A 13,211-nucleotide genomic window follows, 5' to 3' on the forward strand; every position below is an offset into this window, starting at 1 on the left:
GATGAACAGCACCACCATCACCGATCAGAGCGCTGACAGGGTAGTGGACCGGATCAACACCGGCCCGCGCTTCACCGAAGCGGACGCCATTCGTCTCAATCGCATGTTCAGCAAGAAGGGCACGATGGACGTGCTGCACGCGGTCCTGAAAGACGGGCTGGCCGGTGATGTGGCGGCTGTTTCCAGCTTTGGCGCGGAAAGCGCCGTGCTGCTGCACCTCATTGCACAGGTTGATCCTGCAACCCCGGTATTGTTCCTTGAAACGGGCAAGCATTTCCCGGAAACGCTGGCCTATCGTGATGAGCTGGTGGCCAAATTGGGCCTCACCAATCTCATCAATCTGACACCGGATGAAGAAGACCTCGCCAAAAAGGACGAAAACGGCCTGCGCTGGTCATGGGACCCGGATGGTTGCTGCGAAATTCGTAAAGTCATCCCGCTGGCCAAGGCGATGACCGGCTATGATGCGTCGCTGACCGGCCGCAAGAGCTTCCAGTCCAGCACCCGCGCCAATCTGCCCCGGTTTGAAATCGACCATTCCGACGCGCAAGGGCGCCTCAAGATCAACCCGCTGATCGATTGGCAGGCCGCTGATCTGCAAGCCTATATGGATGAACACGACCTGCCCCGCCATCCGCTGGTGGAACAAGGCTATCCCTCGATCGGCTGCATGCCCTGCACCAACAAGGTCGCGCCGGGAGAAGACCCCCGCTCAGGCCGCTGGGCCGGATGGGACAAAACCGAATGCGGCATCCACAGCCCGAATAATCCCGACGCTGGCGGAAAAGACGACGGCCTACTCCCTCCGGGATATGAACCGGCGTTTTGATGAAATTACCTCAACTTAAATGAAGTAAGTTCTTGAAATTTTTTTTCATCATTTACCTGTGATACTAAGTATTGAACCCATTGATCAGAGAATGTGTAATCATCGTGCGCAGCATGATAAATGCAAAAGTCTCGATTAGTATTTTCAGGTTGGTCAGCTCCTTTTTTTGGGCGCACCTTGAATTTACGCCAAGCTTGAGTGTGATTATGCTGATTAAAATTTTTGCCTGATTCTCTAACTACAGCATCAATCACATCGCTTGGCTTATGTGGATATAAATGATCGGCAAGCTTATGCTGGACTAAAACATTTCGAATTTCTTTACCTTCAGCAGAGGCAGGTTGGACAAATTGGAAATGGGAACGTGCCTTCGTTACAGCGTCCAACGTATAAACCACACGAAATTGATATTCAATATCAGCAGCTTGTTCCTCAGTCATATCTTTTGATAATCGAGCGTCTGTAGATTCTATATGCGCAGGTATTTCATATCTATTTATAGTACTAGCTTGATCGAAATTAATTTTGGAAAATTGAAGAGCAAAAGAAAGCTCATGTGAAAGAGTCAATCTTTCTCCAAATAATTCACAAATTATTTTATCAAAGTTTAAGCAGCACGCCTGAAAAAGAGCCAGCCACTTCTTATCAGCTCGACCTAATAATTTATGTTCAACGTCATCACGTAATATTTTCAAAGCTTGGAGGTTATCTTTGATGCCTTTACTTAATGGGCAGTCATGCCTCTTTAGCATTTGGCTCAGTAAAAGTGATAGGGCTTATATATCTGCTTGACCCAATCTGATTTCCCTGCCATAACGAGGGCATGGAAACGAGTGCCCCTAAGAAACAGCAGTTTACCAGCCTGATCCAGATGATGCGGGCCATGCCGGACGAGCAGTCCGCAATTGATCATTTCACCGCGATCCGCTGGAAGCATGGGGCTTACTGCCCCCACTGTGGCGCTACCAAGGTCTATCACTTCAAGGATGGGCGGACACACAAGTGCGGCAAATGCCGTAAGCGGTTCTCGATCAAGGTCGGCACGATCTTTGAGGACAGCAAGATCGGCCTGCGGGAATGGATGCTAGCGGTCTGGCTGCTCACCAATCACAAGAAAGGCATCGCCAGCACGCAGCTTGCGACCGACATTGGAGTGACGCAAAAGACCGCGTGGTTCATGCTCCACCGCCTTCGCTACGCCGCCCAAACCAAGTCGTTCAACCGCCCTCTAGACGGTGAGATTGAAGCCGACGAAACCTTCATTGGCGGCAAGGAAAAGAACAAGCACGCCAGCAAGCGCACGGGTGGCAAGCAGGGCGGTAAAGGCAAGGCTATCGTCCTTGGCGTTCTGAAGCGGGATGGAGACCTCGTTACGGGCACGCTTCCGAACCTGCGCGCCAAGAACGTGCAGGGCGCGATCAACAGTATTGTCGCCCCCGGTTCTACCGTGATGACCGACGAGCACGTTAGCTTCAACGGATTGAGCGACCGATTCACCCATCACCGCGTGAACCACAGCGCGGGCGAGTATGTTCGCAATTACTGCCTTCATACGAACGGCATTGAGAGCGTGTGGGCGCTGTTCAAGCGGCAGGTGATTGGCATCCATCACTGGCTCTCGCCTAAGCACTTGAGCCGCTACCTCAACGAAATGACGTGGCGCTTCAACCAGCGCGAAATCGAAGCGGGCGAGCGCGTGAACGCCCTTCTGGAACAGACGACAGGTCGCCTCACCTACAAGGAACTGATCGCATGACGGACAATCGCAAGCTTGATGGCCCTGTCGACTTTGATTTCGATTTCGAGGAGGCAATGGAACGCATCGCGCAGACAGACCCGGATGAAGTAACGGCTCTGGTCGCAGCTGATTTGCCGGAAGAAACGATCGATACGCTGTTGGCGGCGTTCGAGGCAGCAGCCCGCGAAACCGAGGACGGGAACCAGTTTTGGACCGCACGCGAACTGGCTGTGCTTCTAGGCTATGCGGACTATCGGAACTTCCTTTCGACTGTCGAAAAGGCGAAGACCGCCTGTCGCCAAATGCGGCTCGATCCAGAAGACCATTTCGTTGACGTCACCGATATGGTCCAAATTGGCTCTGGCGCTAAGCGCGAGCGCGATAACATCCACCTCGACCGATATGCCTGCTACCTGATCGCGCAAAACGGCGATCCCCGTAAGCGGCCCATCAGCTTCGCCCAAAACTATTTTGCAATCCAGACGCGCCGCCAAGAACTGGAAGACGAGGATGGCGTGGATTTCGGCTCTCTCACTGAGAACCAGCAGCGGCTCTACCTGCGCAATCAAGTGGTCGAGCAGAACAAGCTTCTTGCAAGTGCCGCTAAGGGTGCCGGAGTCCAGAACAAGGACTTCGGAAAGTTTCATAACCGAGGGTATCAAGGTCTCTACGGTGGAAGGGGCGTTGATGAAATCCGCTCCTACAAACGCTTGCCGAAGCGCGCCCAAATTCTCGACCACATGGGAAGCACGGAACTGGCAGCGAACCTGTTTCGAATTACGCAAACTGAAGAGAAGCTGCGCGAACGGAAAATCCAAGGCAAAGAAGCGGCCTGCAACGCGCACTATGAGGTCGGCCTGAAAGTCCGCCAAACCATGCGGGAACTCAGCGGTATCATGCCTGAAGACCTTCCCGTTGCCGAGGATGTGAAGAAGATCGCCCGGCAGGAACGTAAGCAGCAGCGCATGCGGGCTGTGGAGCCTCAGCAGCGCATTGAGCAACCGCTAAATGAGCCGAAGGCAACTGTTCCGGTTGAAATTGACCTTACCAAAGACCTCTGGAAATACGCGCTCTTGGTCCTGTCTGTGCAGCCTGAGGGCGAAATGAAGACTTCAGCCATGATTGAGGCGCTGCCGGATTACATCGCGCTCCCAGACGAACATCTGGCGGCCAACGAAAGCCGGAAGGACTCCAAGTTTTCGCAAATCGTGCGCAACCTCAAATCGCACAAAAACAGCAAATCTAACTTCATCTATCAGGGGTATGCGCAGGATATCCGTGGCGGCTTCAAGATCACCCGGAAGGGACTGGATTTCGTGCGTGAGTATTTCAAAGACCGGGCTTAATTCCGGGCTAGGTCACACACGTATATAGGTCCCAAAGTGATCGTCCATCTGATGAAACTATATTGACATGCTTCCGTTCGTAAAATTCGTGAAGAAGATATGTCCACGCTACATTTGCAAGAATGGTAAAAACTTCGGTTTTAAATAGCGTTGTAGGACTGTTAAAAACTTGAACAGCCAAAATCATAGATTCACGAGCTCGTATTAAGCGCTCATCATCAAAGACATTTAAACCTGTCTTATAGTCATATGAATTCTTTTTTATCTTAAAAAATTCGACTTCTTCTTCATCACTGCAACGAATCCCGTCGTCATTTTTAACTTCTGTTATTCGCGCACCATTAATTGTAGCATTTCGTCCAACGTTTACTAAAGCTTGAATATCTTGATTGCGCCAGCCTTCGGCAAGCAACGCTTTGACAATTGATCTTTCAAGCTGAGTCAAAGCTCCATTTTTGTTTCTTGTGACCATCCTCTTCCCCCACGCAACAGAAAATCACAAAGGTGTATTTAGGAATTTTTTCATTAACATTATAGAATTATTAGATTGTTATAATCAATATTGTTAAACCCAGCCTTCCGCGCGATACCATTCAGCGGTTTGGGTAAGGCCTTCTTCCGTGTCCACTTTGGCTGACCACAGGCTTGCCGGTGGGGCCATTTCAGGGGTGCAGACCCAGTTCGGGTGGCACATGTAGCTGACCCGGTCGGGGGTGAGTTTGGCGCCTGTGCCCCGGATGAAGCTGTCAAACCTGGCGATCCGTTGCAATGTGCTTTGCGAAAGATGCGGCACCCATATATTCTTGCGCCCCATCGCCCGACCAATCGCACGGGCAAGTTCACCATGGGACCAGCCGCCATCGCGCCCGTCATCCGGCTCCAGCGTGGCGTGAAGTACATCACCGCGCGCAGGCAGCAGCGCCAGCAACAAGCGAGCAAGGTCTGCCACATGGATCACCGAAGCACTGCCCTGTTCGGGCGGCATCGGGACCACGCCCCACTTGGCGGCGCGGAACAGTTCGAACATTTCCCTGTCGCGCGGGCCATAGATGGCGGGCGGGCGAACGATGGTCCAATCCATTCCGCTGGCCCCAACGATCCGTTCAGCATGGCGTTTGGACGCGCCATAGTCTGACAGGCCCGGTTCGCGCGCAGAAAGGGAAGATACGAAGACAAAACGCGGCACACCTGCTGCCACAGCGGCTTCCACCACTTGCAGCGTGCCGCTGACATTGCCTTTCTGGAAGCCCATCCGGTCCGGCGCATTCACCACGCCTGCCACATGAATCACCGCCTCAGCATTGCGCATCAGGCGTTTGAGGGCGCGGCGATCAGCCAGATCACCTGTCACCCATTCAACACCCACACGCGGAGGCTGAGCTTTGCGCGTCAAAGCCCGGATCGGAATATTTTGCGCTGCGGCTTCTTCAAGCAGCGTCTGGCCGACGAAACCCGTCGCGCCAGTAACAGCTATTGTCACAGAACCACCAACTGATCTCGGTGAATCACCGCTGAGCGAGGGGAATAGCCGAGCAGATCTTCATGCTCTTCACTGCGATGGCCCATGATTTTATCGACATCTTCCCGGTCATATTCGACCATGCCTTGCGCGATACGGTCCCCATCGTCGGTTTCCACCGCCACAGGTTCGCCGCGCGTGAAATTACCCCGTACATCGGTGACACCAGCGGCCAGAATACTGCCGCCTTCCAGCAATGCCTTGGCGCAACCAGCGTCCACCACCAAAGTGCCGCGCATCCGCTGACGACCGCCGAGCCAGGCTTTACGCGCCGTATCATGGCGGCGCGGCAGGAACAGCGTGCCGGTATCGGTTTCCAGCGCATTGCGGAAAGGCGCATCTTCAAGGCCGTTGAGGATGGCCAGCGCAATGCCGGCGCGTTCAGCGATTTCCACCGCCTGCAGTTTGGAGGTCATACCGCCCGTGCCGACGCCCGAACTGGAATCGCCGCTGGCCATTTCATGATGGTCCTGCGTCACGCCCTTGATCGTGTCGAGCAGATTGGCGTCCGGGTCTTTCGGGTTACGGTCATAGAGGCCATCCACATCCGAAAACAGCGCCACAGCCTGCGCCCGGCCAGCCTGCGCCACACGGGCGGCCAGACGATCATTATCGCCAAACCGCAATTCATTGGTGGCGATGGAGTCATTCTCGTTAATCACCGGCACTGTGCCAGCCTTCAACAGGCGGCCCATCGTGGCAGAGGCGTTGAGATAACGGCGGCGATATTCGAGGTCTTCCAGCGTCAGCAGAAGCTGCGCGGCGACGAGGCCATATTGGGACAGCAATTGTGCCCACAGGCCGGAAAGTGCAATCTGGCCCACCGAAGCGGCAGCCTGTTTGTCAGCCAGCGAACCGCGCCCACCTTTTTCAAGGCCGAGCTTGGCAGCGCCCAGCGCAACCGCGCCTGAGCTGACGACGAGAACTTGTTGCCCTCTCTTACGGGCTTCCGATATTTCCCCTGCCAGGCTGTTCAGCCAGACATTGCGAACCTCCCCGTCTTTTCCGACGAGGAGGGATGAACCGATCTTGAAGACCAGTCGTGGGGTTTTGATGGGATCGGCGAGATCGGATAGCTTTGCAATAGACATGGCCGGTCCTTTAGCGGAGCTTTGAGTGAATGAGAACCGCCCTCCCGGGGCTTATTATCCTAACAGATCGACACCCCGGAACGTTCCATCTCTTTCACATAGCCATCAGAGCGGCGACCATTCCTTTTCTTCGCCTTCTGATTCCACTTCATTGCCGGGGTGCTCGGTCGTGGTCTTGTGCGGAAGATAGCTGAGCAGCGCATCAAGAAGCTCAGGAATCCCGGCCCCGGTTGCGCCGGAAATCGGGAAAACCTTATCTGCACCGGCCTCTTTCAATTCCTTGGCGAAGCCCTGAAACAGCTCTTCATCTGCAAGATCAAGCTTGTTCAGCGCCACAATCCGTGGCTTGCCTTCCAGCCCCGCCCCGTAAGCTTCCAGCTCATCTTCCACGATGCGCATGGCTTCGGCAGGATCAGAGCCGGTGATATCCACCAGATGGATCAGCACGCGGCAGCGTTCAATATGGCCGAGGAAGCGGTCACCAATACCAGCACCATCGGCAGCGCCTTCGATCAGGCCGGGAATATCGGCCAGCACAAATTCGCGGCCCTTATGGCTGACCACACCCAGTTTGGGCACCAGCGTGGTAAAGGCATAATCGCCAACCTTGGCCTGCGCATTGCTCACCTGATTGATGAAGGTCGATTTGCCAGCATTGGGAAGCCCCACAAGCCCCGCATCGGCAAGCAGCTTCAAACGCAACCATACCCACAATTCCTGCCCCGGTTCACCCGGTTGGTGCTGGCGCGGGGCACGATTGGTGGAGGTTTTATAACTGGCATTACCGCGCCCGCCAAGGCCGCCTTCCAGCAAGGTGACCGTCTGGCCTTCTTCAACCATATCGGCCAGCACTTCTTCCTTGTCATCCGACAGGATCTGCGTGCCAACGGGAACTTCGATGATCAGATCTTCGGCACCCTTGCCTGTGCGGTCCTTACCCATGCCATGTTCACCGCGCCTGGCTTTGAAATGCTGGGAATAACGGAAATCAATCAGTGTGTTGAGACCATGGACGGCTTTGAAAATGACATCGCCGCCACGCCCGCCATTGCCGCCATCAGGGCCGCCATATTCGACATATTTTTCACGCCGAAAGCTAACGGCACCGGGACCACCAGCACCTGAGCGGATGTAAATCTTGGCTTGATCGAGAAAATGCATGGGTTTTGTCTAATCTGTCCGAAGAACAAGCGGAAGGGAATTTACCCCGAACCGCAAAAAAGCGCCATTCCCCTGCCTGCTGCCAGACAAATCCATGCGCCCGAATTATATTGCGAAAATCCGCCAGACCGGCTGGCAGGATCAAAGCGGAGGCCGAATGGCGCTCAGGCACCAGACAGAACTCGCGATTGACGCGCTTCTATAGAGATACTGCCCGCCAATGCAAGTGCGCGCGCTTTGCTTGCCTGCAGGCCCTATAAAAGAGGCGGGGTAATCTCCACCCCGCCCCCGTCTTTCAACATATGCAAGCTGCGCAGGGTTTAACTGCTTCCAGCGGCGCCATTGTCTGAATGTTCTTCACCCGACAGCATATTGGCTGACACATAACCGGGCTGCGATGCGCCATATCGTGCGCCATAGGACGCATCCCACGACTGAACCGCTACACGGTAATCTTCGTAATCGGTAAAGAACCGATCAAATGCCGCTTCAAACTGAACCAGTGTGGTGGAGGCAAAAGCATCAATATCCGGCGGCGACATCAGCATGTAATTATTCGCCGCTGCCAGAGCTGCCTCGCAGAAATAGCTATGCGCCGGGGGGAGAGCGAAATAATTATAGACCTTGGTCATATAATCTTCACGCTCAGCCGTGGATTTACGACCGTATTTCTTGCGATATTGTGCGTCCAGCGCCTTGTTGGCGGCACTGAGGCGCTTTTTCTCATTCGTCAGCATCTTGGTGTATGCCAGAACGATTGGCTGATAGCGTTGCTCTGTGCAATTCAGCGCCGCGACATTGAAGCCTGAACGCATGTTCCATGTGACCTGCGCCGGATCAATATTCTTATTCACCGTATCACGCACGCCATCCGGGCCACGCGCTGGAATAGTCATCATCGGCGATGCCCCACCCGGTGGCAAAGGCCGTGATGGAATAGCAGCCTGTACAGGTGGCGGAGGAGGTGGCGGCGGTGGCGGTGGTGGCTCAGGCGTTGCGCAAGCAGCCAATGTGGCCAATCCCGCCACGGCGACTGTTTTGCGAATAGGTAAACGGCGAATAGACAACATTTTTTCTCTGCTTTCTCCCGGCAACTCATTCTACTTCAGTAGTAGCCTGCGCCTTTCCCAAGAATACACTGTGTAACCTATCGCACAAAACTTGCAAAGAAAATGCCCGAAACTCGGCGACGAGTTCCGGGCATAATAAAAACAATATTTCAATTGGTTCAGTTGCGCTGCCCCATGAAGGAAAGCAGGAACTGGAACATATTGATAAAGTCGAGATAGAGACGCAGCGCACCCATGATGACAGCCTTGCCGGCAAATTCCGTACCACGGATGGCATAATACTGACGCTTCAGAGTCTGCGTATCATATGCGGTCAAACCAGCAAAGATCAGCACACCAAGGAAGCTCACAGCCCACATCAGGCCGGGCGACTGGAGGAACATGTTGATCACCATTGCGATCAACAGGCCAACTACACCCATGATGAGGAAGCTACCCATGCCGGACAGATCCTTCTTGGTTGTGTAACCAAAGAGGCTGAGACCAGCAAAAGCACCAGCAGTTGCAAAGAATGTCGCCGCGATCGAACCGCCGGTATAGACGAGGAAGATCGTGGAAAGTGACATGCCCATGGAGGCAGCAAAGCCCCAGAACATCGCTTGCAGCGCGCCGGTGGAGAATTTGTTCACCCCAAAGCTCATCGCGAACACGAAAGCCAGCGGCAGAAGCATCACAACGAAGCCAAGGCCGCTTGTCATCACAGACAAAGCGATGCCGGTGCGCGCGAACAGCAGCGCAATCACACCGGAAAGCAGCACGCCGGACGCCATATAATTGTAGATCGACAACATATAGCTACGAAGACCAGCATCATAAGTTGAACTGGACACTTCGCCCCGAAGGCTCGGAGACGATCCCATACCCCGCTGGGTCGTCCGAGGGTCGTTCCAATTTGCCATTTGAATAACACTCCATTGAAAGCCCGAAAACACGGGCCGGTTCCTCAACCAATATCGTCTTTCACGCGCCAATTATCAAGGAATACCGGACATTTTGAAATGTTTCGTTACATTCAAACCCGTCCGGCGCGCCTTTTAATCTTTCGCGCGGGCCTCTTCAGCCATTTCAACACTGCGATCGCGCGCTGTAGCAAGCGTGTTTTCCATCAGCTTCACCAGCGCGTCATCCTTGTCGAGCACATCAAGCCCGGCCTGCGTCACACCGCCAGGGCTGGCCACGCGGCGCGCCAGTTCACCGGCATTATGCGGCGAATTGGAGGCCAGCGCGCTGGCGCCTTCCACCATGGCCACAGCCAGACGTTCTGCCTGATCGGGCGCGAGGCCTTGCGCGGTTGCGCCCTTGGCCAGCGCATCAATGAAGCGATAGACAAAACCGGGGCCAGAGCCTGCCAGCGCGGTCACCAGATCGAACGTATCTTCACCGATCCATTCTGGCGTGCCAAGCGGATCCATGAAATCGGTGATCGCCTGCTTGTCTTCGTCTGACAGACCTTCAGCGGCCAATGCCACCGGCGCTTTGCCCAGAGCCACGGCCAGATTCGGCATCACACGGACATTTTGCGCGCGCGGGAAGCGCTTGGCCAGCGTATCAAGCTGCACGCCTGCGAGGATGGACAACATGGCCACATCCGGCCCAGCCAGTTTTTCGACATCCTTGACCACATTGCCGAGCATCTGCGGCTTCACGCCGAGCAGAATAGCATCGAAACTTTCCCCTTCCGGCAATTCGCGCAGCAGGCGCACGCCGTCGGGCAATTCTTCCCGCTTTGGGTCAACAACAGTGAAGGTTTTCGGCGACATTCCGGAAGCTAGCCAGCCATCCAGCATTGCTCCGCCCATGTTGCCGCAACCGATGATGAGAATTGAATCAAGTTTTTTCATGCCTCACCATGTGCCTGATGGAACGCGCCAAGTCACCCCCAACAAAGGAAAACTGGCGCAATCAGGCGGAAAATCAAGCGTGAGGCAGCGCTTCAGGCTTCACCCATCGGATCAACCAGTGCCGCCTCCAACGCTTCCTTGGGCGTCTTGTCACCCCACATCAGGAACTGGAAAGCCGGATAGAATCGGTCACATTCCGCGACGGCTGACTCCACCACTGATTGCGCCATCGGCAGGCTGAGCAAGCCATCGTCCCCCAGCATCACACCGTGGCGATACAGCAGAATGCCGCCATTGGCCCAAAGATCAAAGTGCCCGAGCCACAATTGCTCATTCACCAAGGCGAGCAATTCATAAGAACTGCGCAAACGCGCATCAGGCACGCGGATATCGGGCATACACAGGAGCTGCAAAACACGATCTTCCTGACGCCATACAGCGCGCAATTGATATTGCGTCCAGGCCCCCTGAATTTCACCACTCAATTCGTCTTCGCCAAGAGATTCGCACGGCCAGCCATGCGCTTCAAAAAGCTGCGCCAGCATATCCACCGGCGCGCAATCATGTATCTCTTCAATCGGATTTTTGCCGACGTTCATGGTTAAATCCCGTTTACTGCCCCACCATCTCCATGGCTTTTTGCGCCCGCTCCTGCCACGAAGGCAATGCAGCACCGTGGCACTGCTGGGTAAAACCCCATAAGCCTGTGCACAAGTTGTGCAAAAGCCCGGCAGAACCTGCGGACAATTATAGGACACATTTGCTAGTTTGGGCAAACATGCTTGGCAGCATATCCCCTAGCTCAGAGGCTTGATTTCCTCACCCTCGGCACTGGTGAAGGTAAAGGCATCAACGCCCTTCTTCTTGAGCTGCGTCACCATATCCTGCGCATCGGATTCACTGGGGAAAGGACCAAATAACAATCGGTTAGCTTCAACCCATTTGGCAGTATAGGTCTTCTTGCCGTCCAACAGCCCATCGGCTTTCTTGCTGATGCGTTTCCAGTCAAATTTGAAAGCAGAAACGTTTTTACCGGTCGCCACCTGAACCCAATTGCGGCTGGGGAAAGCTGGCGGTTTGGGCTTGGGTGGTTCTTTTGGCTTGGGTTGCGGGCGCGCTGGTGTGATCTTGGTGATATCCACTGCCCCGCTGGGAACAACGCGCTGATTTTGAGGCGGCAAAGTGAAATCGCTGAATGCCGAGCTTAACGTCTCCGCCTTGGCCTGTTCCTCAGGCACGGGACGGATGGGCTCTGGTGATGGCTGTTGCTGCGCCAGAACGGGCGTTTTCTGCGGCACAGCCTGCACCACCGGATCGGAACGCATCTTTTGAAGTTCAGCAACAACCTGCGGCGAAGGCGGGAGCGTAGATTCCCGGCGAATAGGTGTTTGGGCAGGTGCAGAACGATTCTGCGCCACCGCCACCTCTGCCGACTTTGCCGAGGCTGACTCAACCGGAGGCAATTCACCCGAAGCAGGCTGAGGCACAGCAGAGACCTGCTCCGGCTCCGCCTTGATCGGCGTCCGCCCCGGCGTGAGCTTGGTTGTTGCCGACTGAGCAGTAGTCGTGCGCGAACCCATCGGACGCCCGGTTGGCGTCAAGCGATCAGAATTCCGCTCCGCCCGTGTGCGGCCTTTACTGTTTCGCCTGGTATCGACTGCGGCCGTTTCAACATTCGCCCGTCCGTTGGCCATTGCCTGAGCGCCCGATCCGGTCTGCTGCCCCACATCGGCAAACTGGCGCAGGGCCGGGTCTTCACGCCCGATCTTGTCCGCATCGGGGAATTTTCCGAGATTGGCCGCAGTTGCCTGCTGCGCTTTGGTGAGGCGTGGCATATAGCGCAGATAAGGCGCGATCCGGTCGGACAATGTCTTGGGCAGTATCGTCTGCGCGATGGACACCGCTTCTTCCGTATCCCCCAGCACCGCGAGGGCAAAAGCCCGGGTGCGATAGGCCGCAAGATCCTGTTTCTGCAGCATTGGCAGCAAAGTCGCCTCTGCCGCAGCGCGATTGCCTGAAATCGCCTGGCTCATCGCCAGTTGGCGGCGCAGTTCGTCATTATTCGCGTCAGCCCTGAGTGCTTGCTGATAAAGTTGCTGCGCGCGCGTATTGTTACCCACCAGATCATAGGCCAGGGCGCGGTCGGCAGCGTAGGAATCCAGCGCAAGGCCGGCTTTTTCGGCCTTGTCGAACAGCGTTAAAGCTTCAACCGGCTGATCCTTACGTAAGGCCATAACCGCCAGACTGGCATCGATCCGGGGGTCATTGGGGGAAATGGATTGCGCGCGCCCCAGAAAGCCGAGCGCGGCATCATAATCATCCAACCGAACCGCCGCATCCCCAGCCGCGATGAGTGCATCGACATCCTGAGAATTGCGGGCCAGCGCCTTCAAAGCGTTACTCAGGTCGGAAGAAGCTGCCGGGGGCAATGGCTGCACCACCGGGCGAGAAACGCCTTGCGCCTGCAGCATCGTCGGGCAAATAATGAGTGCAGCACCCAAACCCAATTGGCGGAAGAAATGTCCTTTCCGCAAAGCAAGGTGCCGCATAGATTCCCCATCCGTTGATCTGACCATGCCTGCCCTCTTAGCAGAAAAGGTCTGAACGGCCCGCGAA

The 13,211-nt window shown here is 55.2% G+C and carries 13 protein-coding genes; 3 read left to right on the plus strand and 10 right to left on the minus strand.

What is annotated here, in order from left to right; translation table 11 throughout:
- Position 1: 1 nt before the first annotated feature.
- Complete coding sequence (locus GRI39_RS06305; RefSeq protein ID WP_160739232.1) at positions 2 to 829, plus strand: phosphoadenylyl-sulfate reductase; 828 nt, start codon at positions 2 to 4, stop codon at positions 827 to 829.
- Positions 830 to 834: 5 nt separating this feature from the next.
- Here the strand turns inward: GRI39_RS06305 and GRI39_RS06310 are convergent, their stop codons facing one another.
- The gene (locus GRI39_RS06310) at positions 835 to 1,581 is read right to left on the minus strand and encodes a DUF3644 domain-containing protein (protein ID WP_343033302.1); all 747 of its coding nucleotides are present in this window, start codon (positions 1,579 to 1,581) and stop codon (positions 835 to 837) included.
- Positions 1,582 to 1,652: 71 nt separating this feature from the next.
- Between GRI39_RS06310 and GRI39_RS06315 the strand changes: the two genes are divergently transcribed.
- Together GRI39_RS06315 and dinD are read left to right on the plus strand one after the other, a co-directional pair.
- A complete protein-coding gene (locus GRI39_RS06315) occupies positions 1,653 to 2,585 on the plus strand; it encodes an IS1595 family transposase (RefSeq protein ID WP_211371476.1) in 933 nt (310 codons plus the stop codon).
- Entirely contained in the window at positions 2,582 to 3,913 is a 1,332-nt protein-coding gene (dinD, locus tag GRI39_RS06320) for a DNA damage-inducible protein D (protein WP_211371477.1), read from the plus strand. Before GRI39_RS06315 ends, dinD begins: the two co-directional genes overlap by 4 nt.
- Positions 3,914 to 3,920: 7 nt before the next feature.
- Here dinD and GRI39_RS14375 read toward each other — a convergent pair whose 3' ends face one another.
- From GRI39_RS14375 to GRI39_RS06360, 9 genes are all read right to left on the minus strand, one after another.
- Positions 3,921 to 4,385 (minus strand): DUF3644 domain-containing protein, encoded by a 465-nt coding sequence (locus GRI39_RS14375; protein WP_170324275.1) that lies wholly within the window; start codon positions 4,383 to 4,385, stop codon positions 3,921 to 3,923.
- A gap of 93 nt (positions 4,386 to 4,478) precedes the next feature.
- Complete coding sequence (locus tag GRI39_RS06325) at positions 4,479 to 5,393, minus strand: NAD-dependent epimerase/dehydratase family protein (protein WP_160738860.1); 915 nt, start codon at positions 5,391 to 5,393, stop codon at positions 4,479 to 4,481.
- Entirely contained in the window at positions 5,390 to 6,523 is a 1,134-nt protein-coding gene (gene proB / locus GRI39_RS06330; RefSeq protein ID WP_160738861.1) for a glutamate 5-kinase, read from the minus strand. The genes GRI39_RS06325 and proB overlap by 4 nt, the downstream gene beginning before the upstream one ends.
- A 105-nt stretch (positions 6,524 to 6,628) precedes the next feature.
- Positions 6,629 to 7,684, minus strand: a complete 1,056-nt coding sequence (obgE, locus tag GRI39_RS06335) for a GTPase ObgE (protein ID WP_160738862.1) — start codon at positions 7,682 to 7,684, stop codon at positions 6,629 to 6,631.
- A gap of 320 nt (positions 7,685 to 8,004) precedes the next feature.
- Positions 8,005 to 8,754 (minus strand): hypothetical protein, encoded by a 750-nt coding sequence (locus tag GRI39_RS06340; RefSeq protein ID WP_160738863.1) that lies wholly within the window; start codon positions 8,752 to 8,754, stop codon positions 8,005 to 8,007.
- A gap of 158 nt (positions 8,755 to 8,912) precedes the next feature.
- Positions 8,913 to 9,653 carry a Bax inhibitor-1/YccA family protein gene (locus tag GRI39_RS06345; protein ID WP_160738864.1) on the minus strand — a complete coding sequence of 247 codons (741 nt, stop codon included), beginning with the start codon at positions 9,651 to 9,653 and terminating at the stop codon, positions 8,913 to 8,915.
- A 135-nt stretch (positions 9,654 to 9,788) separates the two neighbouring features.
- Positions 9,789 to 10,595 (minus strand): pyrroline-5-carboxylate reductase family protein, encoded by an 807-nt coding sequence (locus GRI39_RS06350; protein WP_160738865.1) that lies wholly within the window; start codon positions 10,593 to 10,595, stop codon positions 9,789 to 9,791.
- Between the two features lie 92 nt (positions 10,596 to 10,687).
- Positions 10,688 to 11,194, minus strand: a complete 507-nt coding sequence (locus GRI39_RS06355; RefSeq protein WP_160738866.1) for a type III secretion system chaperone family protein — start codon at positions 11,192 to 11,194, stop codon at positions 10,688 to 10,690.
- Positions 11,195 to 11,392: 198 nt separating this feature from the next.
- A complete protein-coding gene (locus GRI39_RS06360; RefSeq protein WP_160738867.1) occupies positions 11,393 to 13,171 on the minus strand; it encodes an SPOR domain-containing protein in 1,779 nt (592 codons plus the stop codon).
- Positions 13,172 to 13,211 lie beyond the last annotated feature (40 nt).

Source organism: Altericroceibacterium indicum (genome assembly GCF_009828105.1).
Taxonomy (GTDB): domain Bacteria; phylum Pseudomonadota; class Alphaproteobacteria; order Sphingomonadales; family Sphingomonadaceae; genus Altericroceibacterium; species Altericroceibacterium indicum.

Excerpts from the sequence above, each read along its gene's own strand:
- GRI39_RS14375 (WP_170324275.1), bottom strand. The coding sequence starts at position 4,385 with ATGGTCACAAGAAACAAAAATGGAGCTTTGACTCAGCTTGAAAGATCA.
- GRI39_RS06345 (WP_160738864.1), bottom strand. The coding sequence starts at position 9,653 with ATGGCAAATTGGAACGACCCTCGGACGACCCAGCGGGGTATGGGATCG.
- dinD (WP_211371477.1), top strand. The coding sequence starts at position 2,582 with ATGACGGACAATCGCAAGCTTGATGGCCCTGTCGACTTTGATTTCGAT.
- GRI39_RS06360 (WP_160738867.1), bottom strand. The coding sequence starts at position 13,171 with ATGGTCAGATCAACGGATGGGGAATCTATGCGGCACCTTGCTTTGCGG.
- GRI39_RS06340 (WP_160738863.1), bottom strand. The coding sequence starts at position 8,754 with ATGTTGTCTATTCGCCGTTTACCTATTCGCAAAACAGTCGCCGTGGCG.
- GRI39_RS06305 (WP_160739232.1), top strand. The coding sequence starts at position 2 with ATGAACAGCACCACCATCACCGATCAGAGCGCTGACAGGGTAGTGGAC.
- proB (WP_160738861.1), bottom strand. The coding sequence starts at position 6,523 with ATGTCTATTGCAAAGCTATCCGATCTCGCCGATCCCATCAAAACCCCA.
- obgE (WP_160738862.1), bottom strand. The coding sequence starts at position 7,684 with ATGCATTTTCTCGATCAAGCCAAGATTTACATCCGCTCAGGTGCTGGT.
- GRI39_RS06310 (WP_343033302.1), bottom strand. The coding sequence starts at position 1,581 with ATGCTAAAGAGGCATGACTGCCCATTAAGTAAAGGCATCAAAGATAAC.
- GRI39_RS06355 (WP_160738866.1), bottom strand. The coding sequence starts at position 11,194 with ATGAACGTCGGCAAAAATCCGATTGAAGAGATACATGATTGCGCGCCG.
- GRI39_RS06350 (WP_160738865.1), bottom strand. The coding sequence starts at position 10,595 with ATGAAAAAACTTGATTCAATTCTCATCATCGGTTGCGGCAACATGGGC.
- GRI39_RS06315 (WP_211371476.1), top strand. The coding sequence starts at position 1,653 with ATGGAAACGAGTGCCCCTAAGAAACAGCAGTTTACCAGCCTGATCCAG.